Below are 22,358 nucleotides of genomic sequence, written 5' to 3' on the forward strand. Positions count from 1 at the left end.
CCGCTCACATCAGCTTCGGCGTGGCCTTCGAGCCGGACGCCGCCTTCTGCGGTACGCCGGCGTTCGGCCCTGCGTTTTCCGAAATGATGCGCGCGATTTCCGCGTCGGCTTCGTCGCCGTACTTGTTGAAGACGTTGGTCTGGTAGACGGTGTTCTGCGCGCTGCCGAGCTCGCCGCCCGTGTCGTTCTTGATGCTCACGTCGACCTGCATCGACAGGCCGATGCGCAGCGGATGCTTTTCGAGCTCCTGCGGATCGATCGCGATACGCACGGGCAGACGCTGCACGACCTTGATCCAGTTACCCGTCGCGTTCTGCGCGGGCAGCAGCGAAAACGCCGAGCCCGTGCCCGCCGAGAAGCCGACCACCTTGCCGTGATACTTCACCGATGAGCCGTAGACGTCCGCCGTCAGTTCGACGGGCTGGCCGATGCGCATGTGCTTCAACTGCACTTCCTTGAAGTTCGCGTCGACCCACACGGCATTGAGCGGCACGATCGCCATCAGCGGATTGCCCGGCGACACGCGCTGGCCGACCTGCACTGAGCGCTTCGCGACATAGCCCGTGACAGGCGCGGGCAGCGTGTTGCGCGCGTTGTTCAGATACGCGTCGCGGACCTTGGCGGCCGCGGCCTGCACGTTCGGATGGCTCGCGATCGTCGTGTTGGCCGTCAGCGCGCGGTTGGACGCGAGCTGCTGCTGAGAGGCGTCGAGCGCGGCTTGTGCGCTCTTCACGGCATCGCGTGCGTGCGAGATTTCTTCCTGCGACACGGCGCCCGTTTGCGCGACGGTCAGACGGCGCTTCAAGTCGTCCTGGGCACGCGACAGATCGGCCTGGCGAACGGCGACTTGTGCCTGGTACTGGCTGTCGTCGGCGTAGAGGCCGCGCACCTGGCGCACGACCTGGCCGAGATTCGCTTCCGCCGATTGCAGCGCGATGCGCGAATCGGCGGGATCGAGCACGACGAGCGGATCGCCGGACTTCACAGTTTGCGTGTCGTCGGCGTTCACGGCGATCACCGTGCCCGTGACCTGCGGCGTGATCTGCACGACGTTGCCGTTCACGTATGCGTCGTCGGTATCCTCGTGGAAGCGCGCGACGAGGAAGTAGTAGAGGCCGTACGCGATCGCGGCAATCAGGATCACGATGACGAGCAGCGTCATCATGCGCTTGCGTTTGCCGTTGCTGGCCGGCTGCGCGTTAGCGGGTTGTTGGGGCGTGCTCATGAATAGGCTCCGGATTCTGTCAGTCTGTATCGTTTATTCGGATCGCAGTGTGCTGTGCGATAGTCGATCGCCTGGCGCGCTCAGTTCGACGCGTGGGCCGCCGACGCGGCCGCCGCCGCCGATGCGGGCGCATCCGTCGGCACGACGAGACCCGTCTGCGTCGCGTCGAAGCCGCCGCCGAGCGCCTTGATGAGCGCGATCTGCAAGTCGCGGCGACGCATCTTCAGGTTCGTCACCGTCTGCTCCGCGGCGAGGCGGTTCTCGTCGGCGTTCAGCACCTGCAGTTGCGGCGACAGCCCTGCCTTGTAGCGGATCACGGCGAGTTCGTACGCTTTCGTCGACGCGTCCAGCGCGCGTTGCGCATCGCCTTGCTGGCGGTCGATCGAGCGGATCGACGAAATCTGCGTGGCCACGTCGGACAGCGCGTTGATCAGCGTCTGGTTGTAGTTCGCGACGTCCAGGTCGAAGTCGGCGTAGCGGCCCTTCAGTTGAGAGCGCAGCGCGCCGGCGTCGAAGATAGGCAGATGGATCGCGGGGCCGAACTGGATCTGGCGGCTCGATGCCGTCAGGAAGCGGCTCCAGCCGAACGCATCGAAGCCGAACGCGGCGGCGAGGTTCACGTCCGGGAAGAACTCGGCCTTCGCTTCCTTCACGTCGTGCATCGCGGCTTCGACCTGCCAGCGCGCGGCGACGATGTCGGGGCGGCGCGAAACGAGATCGGCGGGCACGTTGTCCGGCAGCGTGACAGCGCCGCCCGGATTGAACACCGGCTTGGCGATCTGCAGGCCGCGGTCCGGGCCCTTGCCGAGCAGCGCGCCGAGCTGGTAGCGCGTGGTCGTGATCTGGCCGTCGAGTTCGGTCAGGTTCGACTGGCTGGTCGCGATGTTGCCGTTCGCGGTCTGACGCTCGACGTTCGTATCGAGACCGGCAGCGACGCGGCCGTTCGTGATCGAGCCGACCGTCTGGCGGTTCTTGATCTCGCGCTCGGCGATGTCTCGCAGCGCGTAAAGCTGTGCGAGCGAGTTGTACGTGCGCGCGACGGACGCGGCGAGCGTCACGCGTGCCTGTTGCATGTCCGCTTCGGCGGCCTTTTCCTGCGATACGGCCTGGCCGAGCCGCTGACGGTTCTTACCCCAAAGGTCGAGATCCCAGGAGGCACTGGCGAGCACATTGTTTTCGCTGTACCACGTCCCGCCGAAGGGCGGCGGGAACAAGGCGTTTTCCGAATACAGCTCGCGGGTCCACGAGTAGCTGCCTTCGACCTTCGGATACAGCGCCGATTTCGACGATTCGATATAGGACGACGCCTTCGCGATGCGCGCCTGCGCCTGCGCGATCGACGGATTGCCCGCGAGTGCTTCCGCGATCAGCTGCGGCAACTGCGAATCGCCGAACTGATTCGCCCAGTCGAGCGTCGGCCACTGACCGCCCTCGGCGGGCAGGCTTTGCGCGGACTCGAACTGCGAGCTGGGCGCGATCTGCTTGTCGTCCTTCAGATCGAAGTAGTTCGCGCAGCCGGCGAGCACCAGCGCCGCGACGGCGGCAGCGACTGCCGCCCGGCGTGACGATGCGTGCGCGCGTCTCGACAGGAATTTCATCGCTGAACTCTTTGCGTGTAATGGCATTTTTCTTTAATGGACGGTGCAACTATTTTCTTACGATTTGCTATCGGCATTGCTTGCCGAGTCACGGTTTTCGCCGAGTAATTCGCAGCTATTTGCCAAGACTCGCCTCAGAAGACTCTTGAGGAATCCCGTTTCCTCTGGCGTGAAACCGGATAGCAACTTCTCCGTCACGCCCGTGAAAACGGCCGGCATGCGCGCGGCGATTGCGTGGCCTTCGGCCGTCAACGCAAGCCGGACGACGCGCCGGTCTTCGTCGCTGCGGACCCGCGTGAGCAGCCCGCGTTTTTCGAGGCGATCGACGAGGCGCGTGACCGCACTCGCGTCGATGCCGTACTCGCGCGCCAGTTCGGCCGCGAGCAGGCATTTGCCGCTCGCGACCATGAACAGCACGCTGGCCTGCTGGCTGGTGATGCCGAGTTCGGCCATCGTGCGCTGCGTCACGAGGTTCGACAGCGCTGATTTCACGCGTGAAATCAGATAGCCGACGCTTTCGCCCAATTGGTATTCGCTGACCTCGGGCGATGGCGTGTTGGACGGTTCGGTCATGATTCTCGTGCGACTGCAATGGTTGACTATGCACGATTGTAGAATCGATTAATTGACGCGGCAAGCGTTATTGCAGCTTAGGCAAGGATCTATCTCGCGTCGGATGAAAATCGGAGGAAAACTTTGCTGGCGTGACAGGCGGGAAGGGCGCATGCGTTGCGTTATTGAGATATTGGGGCGCGCCATCGGGGAATACCAGAAACGCGTCACCGACGCGTGCTATACTTTTGGGTTCCCAAAAGTGCGCTTTGGGCTTGGCGAAGTAGCTGGGCAGGTGGCGCACTCCACTCGTTTCCAGCGTCTCCAGGTTCCTATGTCCCGCGCTCTCCGCAACATCGCCATCATCGCTCACGTCGACCACGGCAAAACCACGCTCGTCGACCAGCTGCTCCGCCAGTCCGGCACCTTCCGCGAAAACCAGCAGATCGCGGAACGCGTGATGGACTCGAACGACATCGAAAAAGAGCGCGGCATCACGATTCTCGCCAAGAACTGCGCCGTCGAATACGAAGGCACGCACATCAATATCGTCGATACCCCGGGCCACGCCGACTTCGGCGGCGAAGTGGAGCGCGTGCTGTCGATGGTCGATTCCGTGCTGCTGCTCGTCGACGCCGTCGAAGGCCCGATGCCGCAAACCCGTTTCGTCACGAAGAAGGCGCTCGCGCTGGGCCTCAAGCCGATCGTCGTGGTCAACAAGATCGACCGTCCGGGCGCGCGCATCGACTGGGTGATCAATCAGACGTTCGAGTTGTTCGACAAGCTCGGCGCGACGGAAGAGCAGCTTGACTTCCCGGTCGTCTACGCGTCGGGCCTTAACGGCTACGCCGGCCTCGATCCTAGCGTGCGCGACGGCGACATGCGCCCGCTGTTCGAAGCGATCCTCGAACACGTGCCCGTGCGCCCGGCCGATCCGGACGGTCCGCTGCAACTGCAGATCACGTCGCTCGACTATTCGACGTACGTCGGCCGCATCGGCGTGGGCCGCATCACGCGCGGCCGCATCAAGCCGGGTCAGCAGGTGGCGCTGCGCTTCGGTCCGGAAGCCGAGATCCTGAACCGCAAGATCAACCAGGTTCTGTCGTTCCAGGGCCTGGAGCGCGTCCAGGTCGATGAAGCGCAAGCGGGCGACATCGTGCTGATCAACGGCATCGAAGACGTCGGCATCGGCGCGACGATCTGCGCGCCGGACAATCCCGAAGCGCTGCCGATGATCACCGTCGACGAACCCACGCTGACGATGAACTTCCTCGTCAACTCGTCGCCGCTCGCGGGCAAGGAAGGCAAGTTCGTGACGAGCCGCCAGATTCGCGACCGTCTGATGAAGGAGCTGAACCACAACGTCGCGTTGCGCGTGAAGGATACGGGCGACGAAACGGTATTCGAAGTGTCGGGTCGCGGCGAACTGCACCTCACGATTCTGGTCGAGAACATGCGCCGCGAAGGGTATGAGCTGGCTGTGTCGCGTCCGCGCGTGGTGCTGCAGGAAGTCGACGGCGTGAAGCACGAGCCGTACGAACTGCTGACGGTCGACGTCGAAGACGCGCACCAGGGCGGCGTGATGGAAGAACTGGGCCGCCGCAAGGGTGAAATGCTGGACATGGCGTCGGACGGCCGTGGCCGCACGCGTCTGGAATACCGCATCCCGGCGCGTGGCCTGATCGGCTTCCAGGGCGAGTTCATGACGCTCACGCGCGGCACGGGCCTGATGAGCCACGTGTTCGACGAGTACCTGCCGCTGAAGGAAGGCTCGCTTGGCGAGCGCCGCAACGGCGTGCTGATCTCGCAGGACGACGGCGCCGCTGTTGCCTACGCGCTGTGGAAACTGCAGGATCGCGGCCGCATGTTCGTGAAGCCGGGCGACGCGCTGTACGAAGGCATGATCATCGGCATTCACAGCCGCGACAACGACCTGGTCGTGAACCCGATCAAGGGCAAGCAGCTGACCAACGTGCGTGCGTCGGGCACCGACGAAGCCGTGCGTCTCGTTCCGCCGATCCAGATGTCGCTCGAATACGCGGTCGAATTTATCGACGATGACGAGCTCGTCGAAGTGACGCCGCAAAGCATCCGTCTGCGCAAGCGTCACCTGAAGGAGCACGAGCGCCGCCGCGCGAGCCGCGAAGCGGCAGCCAGCTGAGGTCCGCGAGCCTTTGCGGGCATGCATTCGGCATCAGCAAAAAGCCGCCTTCGGGCGGCTTTTTGCATTGCGCGCGGTACCTCGTCGGACGGTGTTCGAATATGCGCCTAAAGTATTCTTGCGCAGTGCGGCAAACACTGTTGCGAAAGCATAAAACCTGCCGCAAAGCCCCGTGGGAAGGGGATTTCAATTGGGATCTGTCCTATATCAACCATTGGTTATGTGATATGCTCCCGCGAATGCAAGTTTTAGGTCCTTCCAAGCAAGACTTGATTCGCGCAATCCGCTAAACGGTCAGGCCGTGTCGCGGAAGGTTCAGTAACCCGCTATTTCTCGAGAAGCTCGAAGAAAGGTGAGCGTAAAATGATGAAGCAATTCCAGTCGAACTCGTATCTGTTCGGCGGCAATGCTCCGTACGTAGAAGAGTTGTACGAAGCATATCTCGACAATCCCGCGTCAGTGCCCGAGACCTGGCGCAACTATTTCGACGCATTGCAGAACGTCCCTGCGTCGGATGGCACGGCAGCCAACGATGTGGCTCACGGCCCGATCGTCGAATCGTTTGCTCAACGCGCGAAGGCCAATGCGTTCCTTCCGCGAGTCGCCGGCGAAGATCTCACCACCGCGCGAAAGCAGGTTTATGTGCAGTCCCTCATCGGCGCATATCGCTTCCTCGGCTCGCAATGGGCCAACCTCGATCCTCTGAAGCGCCGCGAACGTCCGAACATTCCCGAGCTCGAACCCGCGTTCTACGACTTCACCGAAGCCGACATGGACCAGGTGTTCAACACGAACAACCTGTACTTCGGTTTCGAGCAGGCTTCGCTGCGTGACATCGTCAAGGCGTTGCGCGACACGTACTGCGGCACGATCGGCGCCGAGTACATGTATCTGAGCGATCCGGAGCAGAAGCGCTGGTGGAAGGAAAAGCTCGAGTCGATCCGCTCGACGCCGAACTTCTCGAACGAGAAGAAGAAACACATCCTGAACCGTCTGACGGCATCGGAAGGCCTCGAGCGCTTCCTGCATACCAAGTACGTCGGTCAGAAGCGCTTCTCGCTGGAAGGCGGCGAAAGCTTTATCGCGTCGATGGACGAAGTCGTGCATCACGCAGGCAAGAACGGCGTGCAGGAAATCGTCATCGGCATGGCGCACCGCGGCCGTCTGAACGTGCTGGTCAACACGCTGGGCAAGATGCCCGCTGACCTCTTCGCCGAGTTCGAAGGCAAGCACGTCGACGACCTGCCGGCAGGCGATGTGAAGTACCACAAGGGCTTCTCGTCGGATATCGCCACGGAAGGCGGCCCGGTTCACCTGTCGCTCGCATTCAACCCGTCGCACCTCGAAATCGTGAACCCGGTGGTCGAGGGCTCGGCGAAGGCCCGTATGGACCGCCGCGGCGACGAGCAGGGCCTGCAGGTGCTGCCCGTGCAGATTCACGGCGACGCCGCCTTCGCAGGCCAGGGCGTCGTGATGGAAACGCTGAACCTCGCGCAGACGCGCGGCTACGGCACGCACGGCACGCTGCACATCGTCATCAACAACCAGATCGGCTTCACCACGTCCGATCCGCGCGATGCGCGTTCGACGCTGTACTGCTCGGACGTCGTCAAGATGATCGAGGCGCCCGTTCTGCACGTGAACGGCGACGATCCGGAAGCCGTCGTGCTGGCGACGCAACTGGCCATCGACTTCCGCATGCAGTTCCACAAGGACGTCGTGCTCGACATCATCTGCTTCCGCAAGCTGGGTCACAACGAGCAGGACACGCCGGCCGTCACGCAGCCGCTGATGTACAAGACGATCGCGAAGCATCCGGGCACGCGCGCGCTGTACGCCGAAAAGCTGGTGCAGCAGGGCGTCATCACCGCCACGGAAGGCGATGAATTCGTCAAGGCATACCGCAAGGCGATGGACGAAGGCCACCACACGGTCGACCCCGTCCTGTCGAACTACAAGAGCAAGTACGCGGTCGACTGGGTGCCGTTCCTGAACCGCAAGTGGACGGATGCCGCCGACACGGCCGTGCCGCTCGCCGAGCTGAAGCGTCTGGCCGAGCGCATCACGACGATTCCGGAAGGCTTCAAGCTGCACCCGCTCGTCGAGCGCGTGATCAACGATCGCCGGGCGATGGGCCGTGGCGAGGCGTCCCTCGATTGGGGCATGGGCGAGCATCTGGCATTCGCATCGCTGGTCGCATCGGGCTATGCCGTGCGTCTGACGGGCCAGGACTCGGGCCGCGGCACGTTCACGCACCGTCACGCAGTGCTGCACGACCAGAACCGCGAGCGCTGGGACGGCGGCACGTACGTTCCGCTGCAGAACATCGCCGAAGGCCAGGCGAAGTTCAACGTGATCGACTCGGTGCTGTCGGAAGAAGCCGTGCTCGGTTTCGAATACGGCTACTCGACGGCCGAACCGAATACGTTCGTCGCATGGGAAGCGCAGTTCGGCGACTTCGTCAACGGCGCGCAGGTCGTCATCGACCAGTTCATCTCGTCGGGCGAAGTCAAGTGGGGCCGCGTGTCGGGCCTGACGATGCTGCTGCCGCACGGCTACGAAGGCCAGGGTCCGGAGCACTCGTCGGCACGTATCGAGCGCTTCCTGCAACTGTGTGCAGACCACAACATGCAGGTCGCCCAGCCGACCACGCCGGCGCAGATCTTCCATCTGCTCCGCCGTCAGATGATCCGCTTGTTCCGCAAGCCGCTCATCGTCTTCACGCCGAAGTCGCTGCTGCGTCACAAGGAAGCCGTGTCGGACCTGTCGGAACTCGCGAAGGGCTCGTTCCAGCCGGTGCTCGGCGAAACGGACGCGTCGATCGACGCGAAGAAGGTCAAGCGCGTGCTGGTCTGCTCGGGCCGCGTGTACTACGACCTCGTCGCACATCGCCGCGAAGCGAAGGCGCAGGACGTCGCGATCTTCCGTATCGAACAGCTCTATCCGTTCGCGCACAAGCAGTTCGAAGCGGAACTGAAGAAGTACGACAACGCAACCGAAGTGGTGTGGGTGCAGGACGAGCCGCAGAACCAGGGCCCGTGGTTCTACATCGAGCATCACCTGCGCGAAGGCATGAAGGAAGGACAGAAGCTCGCGTACAGCGGCCGTCCAGCTTCGGCCTCGCCAGCTGTCGGCTACTACGCGAAGCACTACGAGCAGCAGAAGGCGCTGGTCGAAGGCGCGTTTGGCCGCCTGAAAGGCGCGTCCATCGTTAAATAACCAAAGAGAGCGAACCGGGAAAGCGCTGAGCGCTTTCCCGCCCCGCGTCTGAATCACCCATGTAAGCGCGACATCCACGCGCACCAATCAGACGCGGCTCGCACAAGGTTCGTTGTCATCCGATACGTATTCAGAGAAATCAAATGGCTATTGTTGAAGTCAAGGTTCCCCAGCTGTCCGAGTCGGTCTCGGAAGCGACGATGCTGCAGTGGAAGAAGAAGCCGGGCGAAGCCGTCGCCCAGGACGAAATCCTGATTGAAATCGAAACCGACAAGGTCGTGCTCGAAGTGCCGGCTCCGTCGGCGGGCGTGCTCGCGCAAGTCATCAAGAACGACGGTGACATCGTGGTCGCCGACGAAGTGATCGCGAAGATCGACACGGAAGGCAAGCCGGGCGAAGCCGCCGTCGAAGCCGAAGTGAAGCCGGCTCCGCAAGCCGAACAGGCAGCAGCGGCTGCCGCTCCTGCGCAGGCTGCGGCCGTTGCGGGCGCAAGCACGTCGGCATCGCCGGCTGCAACGAAGATCATGGCCGAGAAGGGCCTTGCAGCAGGCGACGTCGCCGGCACGGGCCGCGACGGCCGCATCACGAAGCAGGACGTGCTGGGCGCGGGCGCCGCGGCACCGGCTGCGAAGGCTGCGCCGGCACCGGCAGCAGCGCCCGCGCGTGCCGCGAAGCCGTCGCTGCCGCAAGTCGGCGCGCCGGCATCGGCCGAGCAGTGGCTGAAGGACCGTCCGGAGCAACGCGTGCCGATGTCGCGTCTGCGCGCGCGTATCGCCGAGCGTCTGCTGGAGTCGCAGCAGACCAACGCCATCCTCACGACATTCAACGAAGTGAACATGGCGCCCGTGATGGATCTGCGCAACAAGTACAAGGACAAGTTCGAGAAGGAACACGGCGTGAAGCTCGGCTTCATGTCGTTCTTCGTGAAGGCGGCTGTCCACGCGCTGAAGAAGTTCCCGCTGGTGAACGCGTCGATCGACGGCAACGACATCGTCTATCACGGCTACTTCGACATCGGTATCGCTGTCGGCTCGCCGCGCGGTCTGGTGGTGCCGATCCTGCGCAACGCGGATCAGATGAGCCTCGCGGACATCGAGAAGAAGATCGCCGAATTCGGCGCGAAGGCACGTGACGGCAAGCTGTCGATCGAAGAAATGACGGGCGGCACGTTCTCGATCTCGAACGGCGGCGTGTTCGGTTCGATGCTGTCGACGCCGATCATCAACCCCCCGCAATCGGCGATCCTCGGCGTGCACGCGACGAAGGAACGCGCAGTTGTCGAAAACGGCCAGATCGTGATCCGCCCGATGAACTATCTGGCGCTGTCGTACGACCACCGTATCATCGACGGCCGCGAAGCCGTGCTCTCGCTGGTCGCGATGAAGGACGCGCTGGAAGATCCGGCTCGTCTGCTGCTCGACCTGTAATGCCTGTCTCGCGACGCGGCCGCGGCTTGAAACCGCGGCCCGCCGTCGCGATATGAGGACAGGACCTCTCGCATTTCCGCAGTACCTGAAGCCACGCGCGCCGCGAAGCGCGGCTGCGTCGGCTGGTCATCAAAAGGATAGTCATGTCCAAAGAATTTGACGTCGTCGTGATCGGTGCCGGTCCCGGCGGCTATATCGCGGCCATTCGCGCCGCGCAGCTCGGCAAGACGGTTGCCTGTATCGAGAAGTGGAAGAACCCGGCCGGCGCGCTGAAGCTGGGCGGCACGTGCCTGAACGTCGGCTGCATTCCGTCGAAGGCGCTGCTCGCGTCGTCGGAAGAGTTCGAGAACGCGTCGCATCACCTCGCGGACCACGGCATCAGCGTGGAAAACGTGAAGGTCGACATCACGAAGATGCTGGCCCGCAAGGAAGGCATCGTCGAGAAGATGACGAAGGGCATCGAGTTCCTGTTCCGCAAGAACAAGATCACGTGGCTTAAGGGTCACGGCAAGTTCACGGGCAAGACGGACGCCGGCGTGCAGATCGAAGTGTCGGGCGAAGGCGAAACTGAAGTGATCACGGCGAAGAACGTGATCATCGCGACGGGCTCGAAGGCGCGTCACCTGCCGAACGTCCCCGTCGACAACAAGATCGTCGCCGACAACGAAGGCGCGCTGTCGTTCACCGAAGTGCCGAAGAAGCTCGCCGTGATCGGCGCGGGCGTGATCGGCCTCGAGCTGGGCTCCGTGTGGCGCCGTCTGGGCTCGGAAGTGACCGTGCTCGAAGTGCTGCCGGAATTCCTCGGTACCGCCGACCAGGCACTCGCGAAGGAAGCCGCCAAGCAGTTCAAGAAGCAGGGCCTCGACATTCAGCTCGGCGTGAAGATCAGCGAAGTCAAGAACAACGGCAACAGCGTGTCGCTTGCATACACGGACAAGGATGGCAACGCGCAGACGCTCGATGCCGACCGCCTGATCGTGTCGATCGGCCGCGTGCCGAACACGGATGACCTGGGCCTCGAAGCGATCGGCCTGAAGGCGAACGAGCGCGGCTTCGTCGACGTGGACGACCACTGCGCGACGTCGGTGCCGAACGTGTACGCGATCGGCGACGTGGTGCGCGGCCCGATGCTCGCGCACAAGGCCGAGGACGAAGGCGTGCTGGTGGCCGAGATCATCGACGGCCAGAAGCCGCACATCGACTACAACTGCATTCCGTGGGTCATCTACACGGAACCGGAAATCGCGTGGGTCGGCAAGACGGAACAGCAGCTGAAGGCGGAAGGCCGCGAGATCAAGACGGGCCAGTTCCCGTTCATGGCGAACGGCCGCGCGCTCGGCATCAACAAGGCGGATGGTTTCGTCAAGATGATCGCCGACGCGAAGACGGACGAGCTGCTCGGCGTGCATATCATCTCCGCGAATGCGTCGGATCTGATCGCCGAAGCGGTGGTGGCGATGGAGTTCAAGGCTGCGTCGGAAGACATCGGTCGCATCTGCCATCCGCACCCGTCGCTGTCTGAAGTGATGCGTGAAGCGGCGCTCGCCATCGACAAGCGCGCGCTGAATATGTAAGAAGCTTCTGCCCGGAGTCTTATCCGGGCAAACGCGAATCACGACGAAGGCGGGTGGGTTCAACCCCTCCCGCCTTCTTCATTGCTGCGTCACATAATGAACGTCACCGAATACTACGAACAGGAACTGCAGACACGGGGATACGAGTCCGATCCGGCGCAACGCGCTGCCGTCGATCGTCTGCAGCGGTGCTATGAAGAGTGGACTGCGTATAAGGCGCGTCGTCCGAATGCCTTTATGAAGCTGATCATGCACCCTGATCTGCCGAAGGGCGTCTATATGTGGGGCGGGGTGGGGCGCGGAAAGAGCTTCCTGATGGACAGCTTCTATGCAGTCGTGCCACTCGTGCGTAAGACGCGTCTGCATTTTCACGAGTTCATGCGAGAGGTTCATCGCGAACTCGAAGAACTCAAAGGCCAGGCCGATCCGCTCGACGAACTCGCGCGGCGCATCGCGAAGCGCTACCGGCTGATCTGCTTCGACGAGTTCCACGTGTCCGATATCGCGGACGCGATGATCCTGTATCGCCTGCTCGACCGCCTGTTCACGAACGGCGTGCAGTTCGTGATGACGTCCAACTACGATCCCGACACGCTGTATCCCGACGGCCTGCATCGCGACCGTCTGCTGCCCGCGATCGAGCTGATCAAGAGCAAGCTCGACGTGGTCAATGTCGACGCGGGCATCGATTACCGCAGGCGCACGCTGTCGCAGGTCGAGGTGTATCACACGCCGCTCGGCGCCGCCGCCGACAAGGCGCTGCGCGATGCGTTCGCGAAGCTCGCGGCCGTGCCCGACGAAAGCCCGCTGCTGCACATCGAGAAGCGCGAGCTGAAGGCGCTGCGGCGCGCGGACGGCGTCGTCTGGTTCGATTTCGCGACGCTGTGCGGCGGTCCGCGCTCGCAAAACGACTACCTCGAGCTGGCGAGCCGCTTCCACGCGGTGATCCTTTCCAGCATCCCGCAGATGACGCCGCGCATGCAATCGGAAGCGCGGCGCTTCACGTGGCTCATCGACGTCTTCTACGATCACAAGGTCAAGCTGCTGATGTCGGCGGCCGTGCAGCCCGAAGAGCTCTACACGGAAGGGCCGATGGCCAACGAGTTCACGCGAACGGTGTCGCGTATCGTCGAGATGCAGTCGCAGGAATATCTGGATGCGCCGCGCCGGCTCGTCGATACATCGCTCACCTGATCGATTTCATACGAACGGCACGCCGTTTGGGATAGCGCAACCCGCGCTGACCCTTATGGCAGCGGCTAGCCGTGCATTTTCAGGATTCGGATTGGTCTGATATCCGGTAGTGGGTCAACTCTATATCGTCGAGGCACTCTTGACGAAGGAGAAAATATGACCCCTTACCGTGATATCACCGACGAAGAATGGCAGCAGGTCGCGCCGCTGCTGCCGGAACTGCGCCCGCGTTCCGAACTGCGCGGCCGTCCGCTCGCCAACACCCGCTCCGTGCTCAACGGCGTGCTCTGGGTGATCTATAGCGGCGCCACCTGGTCCGCCATGCCGCGCAAATACCCGTCGTATCAAACGTGTCACCGCCGCTTCAAGGCGTGGCATAAGGCAGGCGTGCTGAAGCGTGTGATGGACCAGTTGTTCGGCGATGCCGGCAGCGAACTGTGCAGCACGATGGAAGCACGCATGCGCATCCATGCGCCGAACGCAGCCGCGGCAGCCGAAAACGATGCGGCCACCGCGCAACCGGTCAAGCCCGCCACGCCGTTGTTCCCATCGCCGGGCGCGCCCGCATCGACGCCGCTGGTATTCGACTACGCCAGTCACTTCATGAATGCGGCTTGACGGATCGAACGAATTGAACGCACGCAATAGCGAAAAGCCGGCCTGGCGAGAGTAGTCGCCAGGCCGGCTTTCTTGCATTCATGCTTCGCCGCGAGGAACGAAACGCCGCGCTACGGCATCAGTTCTGTCGAATCCAGGTCTGCGAACGTCCCAGCAGCGATACGCCGATATAGCCGCGCACCACGAGCTTCTGTCCGCCGTCCTCGACGTGCATCTTGCACTTGTAGAGCTTGCCATTCTCCGGGTCGAGAATCTGCCCGCCATCCCAGTTGTCGCCGTCCTTTTTCATATCGTTGATGATCGTCATGCCGAGAATCGGCTGGTCCTTGCGCGCGTCCGTGCAGGCCGTGCAGCGGCGGTCGGGCTGATCGTTCGGGTTGAGCCCCTTGATGACTTTGCCGCTCAGCGTGCCATTCGCGTCCTGCGTGATCTGCACGAGCGCCTTGGGCTGGCCCGTGTGATCGTCGATGGTTTGCCATATGCCGACGGGACCGTCGGTCTGCGCGAATGCCGTGACGGCGCCGGCGAGCAGCACGCCCGCGACAGCCGCCTGTTTCAACGTGTTGCCGAACGCGGAACGCGCGCGCTGGGTGAATGATGTCATCGTCTTCCTCCTTGTTGAGAATCGTCGCGATCGGGACTCGCGCGGCGCCGTGTGAGCACATATGCGAGGCGGCGCCCTGCCTTTTGTGGGCTGCGTTGGAGAGGGCAGAATACGTGAAAGCGTGCGCGTCGTTTGATAGTGGGGCCTCTAATCGAAGGCGCCGTTTTGCGAGCGCTTCATGGTTGCGATGCCGCCGTCAGTTCAGCTGATACGAGAACGTCGCGTTGATGCGCGGACTGCGCGACGCGCTTTCAATGGGCGCATCGCCGAGCGCCTTCGCGAGAGAAAGATCGAGGCTGTAGTACTTCGCGTCGGAGAGCCGAAAGCCGATCGCAACGGATGACAACCTGTTCGGCTGGAGCGTGCCCGCATGCAGATAGACGCGCGCCATGTCGAACGACACATACGGCGTGAGCGTGCGCAGATACGTGAGCCCCAGCGCGACCGCGCGATTGATTTCGAACGATGCGCCCCAGCCCGAATCGCCCGATGTCTCGCCCGGCTGGTAGCCCTGCGCGAAGCGTTGCGCGCCGAACGAAATCTGTTCGGAAGTGGGCAGTGTGTCGGGGCTGTATTGCGCCGTCGCGGCGATCGACGTGCCGATGCCGAACGGCCACTCGTTGCTTTGCGACACGCTCGCGCCCGTGCGCACGAACGTGATCGAAGCGGGATTGACGGTCGTCGTGCCGGGGATGTTCGAGTCGCCGGCCTTGCCTGCGCCGAGTATGTCGAATGCTTTCGCAACGTTGATGCTGGCCTTGCGCACCTGGCCCATCTGCGCTTGCGCGTAGTCGGCTTGCAGCTGAAGCACGCGCACTTGCGTGCGCAGCCCGATCGCCGCGCCCGTGATCGTGTTGTTGAAGCGGTCTTCGTCGTGCGATGCATACGCCGTCATGGTGCCCGTCAGGCTGCGCGTGTTGCTCAGCATCAACGGATACGACAGCGAGCCGCCGATCCTGTCGTTGATCACCGTGCGTTGCACATACGAGGGCAGGCCGGGGTTGTTCTTCGGATTGCCGCGATAGTGCGATGCGTCGATTTTCGCGGTCATGCCGCCCGTGCCGATGGGCAGCGCGCCATGCGCCGCGAGATACGTGACGTTGTCGCGGCCCTTCGGCAGCAGCGCCGATACGCTGAGCTGCTCGCCAAGCGACGTGAGCCCGTTCTCCGTCGCCGTCAACAGGCCCTGGACGCCCGGATGATTGAAGTCGATGCCCGTGCTGATGTCGAACGGCTTGCGCTCGACGCTCAGTTCGAGCGTCGTCTGACGCGAAGCACACGCGCTACGTTTGCGTGAGCGCTTTACTTCATCACTGACGGCACGAGTCCGCCGACCAGCGATGCGCCGCCACCTGTCGTGCCGCTTCCCGCCGCTGTGGCGAGCGCGCCCGTGAGCGCGCCGACGATGCTGGTCGCGGGCGCGAGCGGAGTGCCGCTCGACGCACTGCCGCCGAGTGCGCCCGTCACCGTCGACAACGCCCCCGCACCCGTCACTGCGCCCATCGTTGCCGTCGCGCCTTGCGGCGGCGTTCCGCCGAGCAGCGTCGTCGCGGAGCCGGGCGGGTTGCTGCCCAGGCCAATGCTCGACAGCACGCCATCGAGCGGACCGGGCGCGCCGGGCGCGGACGACGGCGGTGGCCCCGGTCTGACGACGGCCGCCCGTCCGCCGACGAGGCTCACGATCAGCCCGGGAATCGGCGCATAGCCATTCGCGCCGTTGGGATTCACGAGGCCGCCCGCGTTCGTCACCGTGTTGCCGAGGGAGCCGACGAGCAGACCCACATCTGCGCCGAGCGGAGTTTGCGTGGTACTGCCAACCGTTGCGTCCGCGTTCTGCAACGCGCCGCCGATCTGCGCGAGCACGCCGGACACCGGCTGGCCGAGGCCCGTCGTCGTGCCGACGGCCTGCGTCACCTGGCCGAGCGTGATCACGAGCGGCGTGATCGTGGTGCTGAGCGGTTGCGTCACCTGCTGAACGGGTGCCGACGACAGCGACGCGCCGAGCGGACTGGCGCCACCCGCGCCGCCTGCGTCGAGCGCGTTGCCCAGGCTGTCCAGCGTCCCGGCCACGGGTGTCGGGACGGGCGAGAGCGGCGCGAGATTGCCTGTGCCGAGACCATCGACGGTCGCCGCGAGGCCGTGTACGACGCCGCCCGTGGAGCCGACGACGGGGCCGAGTCCCGCGACCGTGGTGCCGACCGGGTCGGAGATCGAGCCGGTTTGCCCGAGGCCGTTGCTGACGGCGTCCGCAAGCGCGCCGACCGTCCCGCCCGCGCCCGACACCGCGTCGCCGAGTCCTTGCGTGACTTGCGGCGACACGCCCGGCACGTTTGTCGAGCCGACCGTGTTGCCGAGGTCGTCGACTGTCTTGGCCAGCGTCGATACCGCGCCCGACGTGCCCGTAGTCGCCGTGCTGCCGCCACCCGTCGTGCCGGTGCCGCCAGACGGCGTGGGCGCAGGCGAGGGGCCCGCGGTGACGCTGTGGCCGCCGCAAGCCGCGAGCAGGCACGCGAGCGCGAACGCGGAAAGCGGGGCGCGCAGCGACGGAATCGAGGCGCGCGCGGCATGAGAAATAAGAAGACGTTGCGTGTGCATGGAATGCTCCTCGTTGTCTTGCGGATGTCGCCAGAAAACTTCGTTGTCTCGAAGCATTGGATGAAAGGCCGCGACGGTTGCCGACGCGGCCGCGCAGACGCAGGCAGCACGCCGCCTGCGTCGATGCGTGCCTGGGGAAGGGGGCGCCGGGATGCGAGCAGGCGGCCGCGCCCCGACGCGGCCGCTACTTCTTCGCGCCGCTGCCGAGTACGCCACCGACGAGCGACGTGACCGCGGAAAGCGGATTCGACGGAGCGCTCGCGCTGACGCCCGCCGTCGATGTCAGCGAAAGCCCGCCGGGTGCGGACGAAGTCGTCGACGTGGAAGGCGCGGACGCGGTTGACGGTGTCGGCGCGGCGATGGCGGGCGTGTTGAGCGTGCCCGTTACTGTCGAGACGACGACGGTGACGGCGCCCGTCACGGCGGACAGCGGGTTGCCACGGGCCGCGTTGCCCGCGCTGCCTGTCAAGCTGCCCGCCGCGCTTGTGACGGCACCTGCGATTGCGATCCGGGCGTCGCCGATGTGCTGATCCTCAAAGATGGCGCAAAAGCGGACTCGCGCGGTGGCGTGCTGCTTGTCGGCAAGTCGGCGGGCACGACGAGCATGATGCTGTGGGAGCGCAACCGCGACACGCCGCTTACCTACATCGTGAACGTGACGACGTCCGCAGCGGCCGATCTGCTCGACGGCGGCACGCCCGAAGTGAAAGTACTCGGCGCAACGGCCGTGATCAAGGGCACGGCCGCATCGATGCAGGCGCATCAGCGCGCGGCGGGCGTGGCGGCGGGCGCGCTCGCTTCAGTCGCATCGAATGGCAAAGGCGGCGACGGCAAGAGCGCCGGCACAACAGTCGGCACAACAGTCGGCACAACGATCGCCACGACAGTCGACGCATCGACGATCGCCACGCGCCCGGTCGTGCAGGTCGACGTGCGCGCGTCGAATTCAGCCGCGCGGTGCTCAAGCAGATCGGCTTCAACTTCTCGAAGGGCAGCAACGGCTTTGCGTTCGGCTCGTTTGCGCCGTCGTCGCTGAACAAGGCGACGTTCACGCCGGGCCAGGGCACGTCGTTCGATTCGACGATGCCGATCGCGTCCGCGTTCAACCTCGTGTTCGGCTCGGTCGCGCACGATCTGTTCGCGGACCTGAGCCTGATGGAGAGCAACAACCTCGCGCGCATCCTCGCCGAGCCGACGCTCGTCGCGCTGTCCGGCCAGAGCGCGAGCTTTCTCGCGGGCGGCGAGATTCCCGTGCCTGTGCCACAAGGGCTTGGCACGACGTCGATCGAATACAAGCCGTACGGCGTCGGCCTCACGCTCACGCCGACCGTGCTGAGCCCGCAGCGCATCGCGCTGAAGATCGCGCCCGAGGCGAGCCAGCTCGACTTCGTGCACGCGGTGACGGTGAACGGCATTTCGGTGCCCGCGATCACGACGCGCCGCGCCGATACGACCGTCGAACTCGGCGACGGCGAGAGCTATGTGATCGGCGGACTGATCGATCGCGAGACGGCATCGAACGTCGACAAGGTACCCGTGCTCGGCGATCTCCCCGTACTCGGTGCGTTCTTCAAGCGGCTGAACTATTCGCAGAGCGACAAGGAGCTGTTGATTATCGTCTCGCCGCATCTCGTGTCGCCGCTCGCGAAGGGTGCGGCGTTGCCGTCGACGCCCGGCGAGCAGTCCGAGCAACGCGACGCGCCTGTATGGCGCTCGCTGCTGGGCGGCGCGGCGTCGCACGATGCCGCGCCGGGGTTCTCGAAATGAACGCGCGATGCGTGGCGAGCAGCGCATGCGAAACGCGGCTGATCGAAAGCGAACGACAGTTGCGTTGCCAACCGCCGGCAAGGAAAACACACGATGAACGCGAGAACCCACGCTTTGGCTGAGCGCGCCCTCACCGATTGCTTCGTGTTCGCGACGCTCGCCGACGAGCACGCGCGCTGGCTCGCCGAATCGCTCGTCGCGGCGGGCGCCGTCGACCGCGTGAGCCTCGATCCGAAGGCGCTGGCGCAACGCATCGGCACGCTCAACCCGTCGCTGGTGTTCGTCGATTTTTCGGGCGGCCAGATGGCGGCGGCAAGCGCGGCGACGAACGCGGCGCGCGCCGCGTGTCCGGGCTTGCAGATCGTCGCGGTCGGTTCGATGAGCGAGCCCGAGAGCGCGCTCGCCGCGCTGCGCGCAGGCGTGCGCGATTTCATCGATCTGTGCGCGCCCGCCGCGGACGCGCTGCGCATCACCCGCAAGGTGCTCGACAACGTCGTCGAGCCCGTGAGTCGCCACGGCAAGCTGACGGCGCTGATCGGCGCGCGCGTCGGCATGGGCGTGAGCACGCTCGCCGCGAATCTTGCCGTGCTGCTGCAACGGCGCGACGCCGCGCAAGGCCGCGAAGCGCTGCTGCTCGATCTCGGCCTGCCCGCAGGCGACGGCACGCTGCTGCTCAATACGTGCAGCGACTTCACTTTCGTCGAAGCCGTGCGCAACGTGCGCCGCATCGATCAGACCTTCGTGCATACGGCGCTGTCGCATCATGTGAGCGGCCTTGCGCTGACGAGCCTGCCCGCCGATCTCGCCGAGATGCGCGAGGTCTCGCACGCGTCGTCGATGGGATTGCTGAACCGGCTGCGCGCATTCTTCGATCAGCTGATCGTCGATGTCGGCGGCTTCACGAACGGCGAGTTCATCGCGAACGTCGTGCAGGCCGCCGACGAAGCGTGGCTCGTCTGCGATCAGGGCGTGCCGTCGGTGGTGTCGGCCGTCGGCGTGCTGGACGGCTTGCGCGAGCACGGCATCGACACGGAGACGCTGCGGCAGAAGGTGCGGCTCATCGTCGGCAAGTACGAGCCGGAGCTGGGGCTCACGGCTACGCAGATCGCGCAGCGGCTCGAGCTTGAGCTGATCGCGACGCTGCCCGAACGGCGCGTCGCGCTCGGGCAGTCGATGAACCAGGGCAACCTGCTCGCCGAGACTGCACCGCGCGACGCCTACGTGCGCGCGCTCAATGCACTCGTGACGCGCGTCGCGGGCGCGCCGTCCATAACGGGCTCGGGCGCGGGCTCGGGCTCGGGCTCGGGCGCGCGCGCTGCGAATTCGCACGGCAAGGCGGCGCTCGATGCGTTGCGGCGCTTCATTCCCATTTCCAGCAAACGGTCATAGACGATGGCAAAAGAAATCGAATTTGCCGACGACGCACCCGCGTTCGCGCATAGCCAGCAGTTCCAGGACATCAAGAACGCGGCGCACGAACATCTGCTCACGCGCATCGAGGAACTGGGCGCCGAGTTCGGCCGCTGGTCGCGCAACGCGATCCATCAGTTCGTCGATCTCGAAATGGACAGCTTCGTGCGGCTGCGCCGGTTTCCCATTAACGAGAGCGAAGTGCGGCTGATCGCGCAGGCGCTGACGAAGGAACTGGCGGGCTTCGGGCCGATCGAGGATCTGCTGAACGATCCCGCCGTCGAGGACATTCTCGTGAACGGCTATAACGACGTGTACGTGTCGCGTCACGGCATGCTCACGAAAATTCCCGTGCGCTTCGCGGACAACGCGCACCTGCTGCGTATCGTGCGGCGCATTCTCGCGCCCATCGGCAGACGGCTCGACGAATCGAATCCGATGGTCGATGCGCGTCTGCCCGACGGCGGCCGCGTGAACGTCGTGATCGAGCCGCTGTCGATCGACGGACCCGTCGTATCGATCCGCAAGTTTCGCAAGGACCCGCTGCGCCCCGACGATCTGCTCGCGAACGGCACGTACAACGCGGAGATCGGCGCGCTGCTCGAAGCGGCCGTGAAGGCGCGCTGCAATATCCTCGTGTCGGGTGGCACAAGTTCGGGCAAGACGTCGCTGCTCAATGCGCTTGCGTTTCATATCCCGGATGTCGAACGCGTCGTGACGATCGAAGATACGGCCGAGCTGTCGCTCAACCATCCGCATGTGGTGCGGCTCGAAAGCCGTCCGGGCGGCTTCGACGGCAGCGGCCTCGTGACGATCCGCGACCTGTTGCGCAACACATTGCGCATGCGTCCGGACCGCATCATCGTGGGCGAAGTGCGCGGCGGCGAAGTGCTCGAAATGCTGCAGGCGATGAACACGGGCCATGACGGATCGATGGGCACCGTGCACGCGAGTTCGCCGCGCGAATGTCTGTACCGGCTCGAAATGCTCGCCGGCTTCGCGGGCTTTCAGGGCACGGAATCGAGCTTGCGCCGGCAAATCGCGAATGCGATCGACTTCATCGTGCAGATCGGGCGGCTGTCGAACGGGCGGCGGCGCATCCTGTCCGTCACCGAGGTCACGGGGCTGTCGGACAACATCATCGCGACACAGGAGCTGTATCGCTACGAGCCGCTGACGACGCCCGAAGGCGAAGAGGCCGACAACTGGACGTCGCTCGGCATTCATCCGCATTCGCCGAAGCTCGCGCGGTTCAGGCAGGCGCTCGGCGGCGGCATGGGAGGGGGCTTCGACGGCGGCTTCGGTGACGCCATGTCGGGCGGATTCAGTGGAAGCTTCGGCGGCAGGGGCGGCGACGGAGGCTTCAATGTCTAGCGATAGCGCCGCGCTGCTCGTTGCCGCGCTCGCGCTGCTGTGCGTGGCGGGCGCGCTGCTCGTCGTGCGGCGCGGCGCGCAGCGCGACGAGCGCGCGGGCACCGAGCGCTTCATCGACAGCCGCATGGCGCAGATGACGTCGGCTTCGGCATCTGTGGGCGTCGTGGCGGCGGGCATGCATCCGGCGAGCGCCATGCGCGCGCAGCCGCTCACGACACAGCAACCCGTGCAACCGATGCGCGCACAACCGCTCGCACAGACGGCCAACGATTCGAGCCGCTGGCGCAAGCTCAATGCACGCGTCGCGCTCGTGCTCGATCAATCGATGAGTCGCGCGGGGATTTCGAACGCCAAGGTCGCGGCGCTTGCCCCGTTGCTCGGCTCGCTCGCGCTGTCCATGTTCGCGGGCAGCCGCGGCGGCGCGGGCGCGTTCTTCATGACGCTCGCGACGTGCGTCGTGCTGCTCTATGTGCTGATGTCGCGCCGCATCCTGAAGCGGCGTCAGACGATCGTGCGTCAGCTGCCATCGTTTCTCGACGGCATCGTGCGGCTGATCGTGCTCGGTAACAGCGTGCCCGCCGCCTTCCAGGCATCGCTGCAGACGACGGAAGCGCCGCTGCGCCAGTGTCTCGATCACGTGTCGCGGATGCTGCGCGCCGGCGTCGAGATCGACCGCGCGCTGTATCACGTCGCGCAGGTTTATCGCACGAGCGAACTGGAGCTGGTGGGCGCGGTGCTGCGCCTGTCGGTGAAATACGGCGGGCGCGCCGACGTGATGCTCGATCGCATGGCGTCGTTCATGCGCGATCTCGAACAGGCGGAGCGCGAACTCGTCGCGTTGTCGGCGGAGACGCGGCTCTCCGCGTGGGTGCTGACGCTGTTGCCGCTCGGCATCGGCGGGTTTCTGATCGCATCGAACCCGCACTACTTCGCGTGGATGTGGAACGACGCGACGGGCCGCAAGCTTGTCTGGCTCGCGTTCGCGCTGCAGATGCTCGGCGCGTTTCTGCTGTACCGCCTTGCGCGGCTGAAGGGCTGAC

Annotated in this window: 15 protein-coding genes and 2 pseudogenes; 11 read left to right on the forward strand and 6 right to left on the reverse strand. The window is 64.7% G+C overall.

Going from position 1 to position 22,358, the window contains the following annotated elements:
- Positions 1-4 precede the first annotated feature (4 nt).
- From BMW76_RS00810 to BMW76_RS00820, 3 genes are all read right to left on the reverse strand, one after another.
- Positions 5-1,225, reverse strand: coding sequence for an EmrA/EmrK family multidrug efflux transporter periplasmic adaptor subunit (locus BMW76_RS00810; RefSeq protein ID WP_090861728.1), 1,221 nt, complete (start codon positions 1,223-1,225; stop codon positions 5-7).
- Between the two features lie 80 nt (positions 1,226-1,305).
- The gene (locus BMW76_RS00815) at positions 1,306-2,823 is read right to left on the reverse strand and encodes an efflux transporter outer membrane subunit (protein ID WP_090861730.1); all 1,518 of its coding nucleotides are present in this window, start codon (positions 2,821-2,823) and stop codon (positions 1,306-1,308) included.
- Between the two features lie 57 nt (positions 2,824-2,880).
- Positions 2,881-3,396: a MarR family winged helix-turn-helix transcriptional regulator gene (locus BMW76_RS00820; RefSeq protein WP_090861732.1), complete on the reverse strand. Its 516-nt coding sequence runs from the start codon at positions 3,394-3,396 to the stop codon at positions 2,881-2,883.
- A gap of 313 nt (positions 3,397-3,709) precedes the next feature.
- Between BMW76_RS00820 and typA the strand changes: the two genes are divergently transcribed.
- The 6 genes from typA to BMW76_RS00850 all read left to right on the forward strand — a co-directional run bounded on the left by typA (position 3,710) and on the right by BMW76_RS00850 (position 13,568).
- Positions 3,710-5,536, forward strand: coding sequence for a translational GTPase TypA (typA, locus tag BMW76_RS00825; protein ID WP_090861734.1), 1,827 nt, complete (start codon positions 3,710-3,712; stop codon positions 5,534-5,536).
- Positions 5,537-5,899: 363 nt separating this feature from the next.
- A complete protein-coding gene (locus BMW76_RS00830; protein WP_090861735.1) occupies positions 5,900-8,755 on the forward strand; it encodes a 2-oxoglutarate dehydrogenase E1 component in 2,856 nt (951 codons plus the stop codon).
- Positions 8,756-8,898: 143 nt separating this feature from the next.
- The gene (odhB, locus tag BMW76_RS00835) at positions 8,899-10,182 is read left to right on the forward strand and encodes a 2-oxoglutarate dehydrogenase complex dihydrolipoyllysine-residue succinyltransferase (RefSeq protein ID WP_090861737.1); all 1,284 of its coding nucleotides are present in this window, start codon (positions 8,899-8,901) and stop codon (positions 10,180-10,182) included.
- Positions 10,183-10,325: 143 nt separating this feature from the next.
- Positions 10,326-11,756 (forward strand): dihydrolipoyl dehydrogenase, encoded by a 1,431-nt coding sequence (gene lpdA / locus BMW76_RS00840; protein WP_090861739.1) that lies wholly within the window; start codon positions 10,326-10,328, stop codon positions 11,754-11,756.
- Between the two features lie 96 nt (positions 11,757-11,852).
- A complete protein-coding gene (gene zapE, locus BMW76_RS00845) occupies positions 11,853-12,950 on the forward strand; it encodes a cell division protein ZapE (RefSeq protein WP_090861741.1) in 1,098 nt (365 codons plus the stop codon).
- A gap of 156 nt (positions 12,951-13,106) precedes the next feature.
- Entirely contained in the window at positions 13,107-13,568 is a 462-nt protein-coding gene (locus BMW76_RS00850; RefSeq protein ID WP_090861743.1) for a transposase, read from the forward strand.
- Positions 13,569-13,686: 118 nt separating this feature from the next.
- Here the strand turns inward: BMW76_RS00850 and BMW76_RS00855 are convergent, their stop codons facing one another.
- From BMW76_RS00855 to BMW76_RS00865, 3 genes and pseudogenes are all read right to left on the reverse strand, one after another.
- Positions 13,687-14,172, reverse strand: a complete 486-nt coding sequence (locus tag BMW76_RS00855; RefSeq protein WP_090861745.1) for a DUF2147 domain-containing protein — start codon at positions 14,170-14,172, stop codon at positions 13,687-13,689.
- A gap of 196 nt (positions 14,173-14,368) precedes the next feature.
- Positions 14,369-15,436 (reverse strand): annotated as a pseudogene (locus tag BMW76_RS00860) (ShlB/FhaC/HecB family hemolysin secretion/activation protein); the annotation flags it as partial.
- A 38-nt stretch (positions 15,437-15,474) separates the two neighbouring features.
- Positions 15,475-16,767, reverse strand: coding sequence for a collagen-like triple helix repeat-containing protein (locus BMW76_RS00865; protein WP_090861747.1), 1,293 nt, complete (start codon positions 16,765-16,767; stop codon positions 15,475-15,477).
- A gap of 227 nt (positions 16,768-16,994) precedes the next feature.
- On the opposite strand from BMW76_RS00865, the gene BMW76_RS00870 reads away from it, so the two are divergent.
- From BMW76_RS00870 to BMW76_RS00890, 5 genes and pseudogenes are all read left to right on the forward strand, one after another.
- Entirely contained in the window at positions 16,995-17,297 is a 303-nt protein-coding gene (locus BMW76_RS00870; RefSeq protein ID WP_143062179.1) for a hypothetical protein, read from the forward strand.
- Positions 17,273-18,534, forward strand: a pseudogene (locus BMW76_RS00875) (type II and III secretion system protein family protein); the annotation flags it as partial. The gene BMW76_RS00870 and the pseudogene BMW76_RS00875, both read left to right, overlap by 25 nt.
- A gap of 93 nt (positions 18,535-18,627) precedes the next feature.
- Positions 18,628-19,923: a fimbrial protein gene (locus tag BMW76_RS00880; RefSeq protein WP_090861751.1), complete on the forward strand. Its 1,296-nt coding sequence runs from the start codon at positions 18,628-18,630 to the stop codon at positions 19,921-19,923.
- 3 nt (positions 19,924-19,926) lie between these two features.
- Positions 19,927-21,318 (forward strand): CpaF family protein, encoded by a 1,392-nt coding sequence (locus tag BMW76_RS00885; protein ID WP_090861753.1) that lies wholly within the window; start codon positions 19,927-19,929, stop codon positions 21,316-21,318.
- Positions 21,311-22,357, forward strand: coding sequence for a type II secretion system F family protein (locus tag BMW76_RS00890; protein ID WP_090861755.1), 1,047 nt, complete (start codon positions 21,311-21,313; stop codon positions 22,355-22,357). Before BMW76_RS00885 ends, BMW76_RS00890 begins: the two co-directional genes overlap by 8 nt.
- Position 22,358: the final 1 nt, after the last annotated feature.

The organism is Paraburkholderia diazotrophica (genome assembly GCF_900108945.1).
Taxonomy (GTDB): Bacteria; Pseudomonadota; Gammaproteobacteria; order Burkholderiales; family Burkholderiaceae; genus Paraburkholderia; species Paraburkholderia diazotrophica.

Bases quoted from the DNA above. Each gene is read 5' to 3' on its own strand.
- BMW76_RS00810 (WP_090861728.1), bottom strand. From the start codon at position 1,225: ATGAGCACGCCCCAACAACCCGCTAACGCGCAGCCGGCCAGCAACGGC.
- BMW76_RS00815 (WP_090861730.1), bottom strand. From the start codon at position 2,823: ATGAAATTCCTGTCGAGACGCGCGCACGCATCGTCACGCCGGGCGGCA.
- BMW76_RS00820 (WP_090861732.1), bottom strand. From the start codon at position 3,396: ATGACCGAACCGTCCAACACGCCATCGCCCGAGGTCAGCGAATACCAA.
- typA (WP_090861734.1), top strand. From the start codon at position 3,710: ATGTCCCGCGCTCTCCGCAACATCGCCATCATCGCTCACGTCGACCAC.
- BMW76_RS00830 (WP_090861735.1), top strand. From the start codon at position 5,900: ATGATGAAGCAATTCCAGTCGAACTCGTATCTGTTCGGCGGCAATGCT.
- odhB (WP_090861737.1), top strand. From the start codon at position 8,899: ATGGCTATTGTTGAAGTCAAGGTTCCCCAGCTGTCCGAGTCGGTCTCG.
- lpdA (WP_090861739.1), top strand. From the start codon at position 10,326: ATGTCCAAAGAATTTGACGTCGTCGTGATCGGTGCCGGTCCCGGCGGC.
- zapE (WP_090861741.1), top strand. From the start codon at position 11,853: ATGAACGTCACCGAATACTACGAACAGGAACTGCAGACACGGGGATAC.
- BMW76_RS00850 (WP_090861743.1), top strand. From the start codon at position 13,107: ATGACCCCTTACCGTGATATCACCGACGAAGAATGGCAGCAGGTCGCG.
- BMW76_RS00855 (WP_090861745.1), bottom strand. From the start codon at position 14,172: ATGACATCATTCACCCAGCGCGCGCGTTCCGCGTTCGGCAACACGTTG.
- BMW76_RS00865 (WP_090861747.1), bottom strand. From the start codon at position 16,767: ATGCACACGCAACGTCTTCTTATTTCTCATGCCGCGCGCGCCTCGATT.
- BMW76_RS00880 (WP_090861751.1), top strand. From the start codon at position 18,628: ATGAACGCGAGAACCCACGCTTTGGCTGAGCGCGCCCTCACCGATTGC.
- BMW76_RS00885 (WP_090861753.1), top strand. From the start codon at position 19,927: ATGGCAAAAGAAATCGAATTTGCCGACGACGCACCCGCGTTCGCGCAT.
- BMW76_RS00890 (WP_090861755.1), top strand. From the start codon at position 21,311: ATGTCTAGCGATAGCGCCGCGCTGCTCGTTGCCGCGCTCGCGCTGCTG.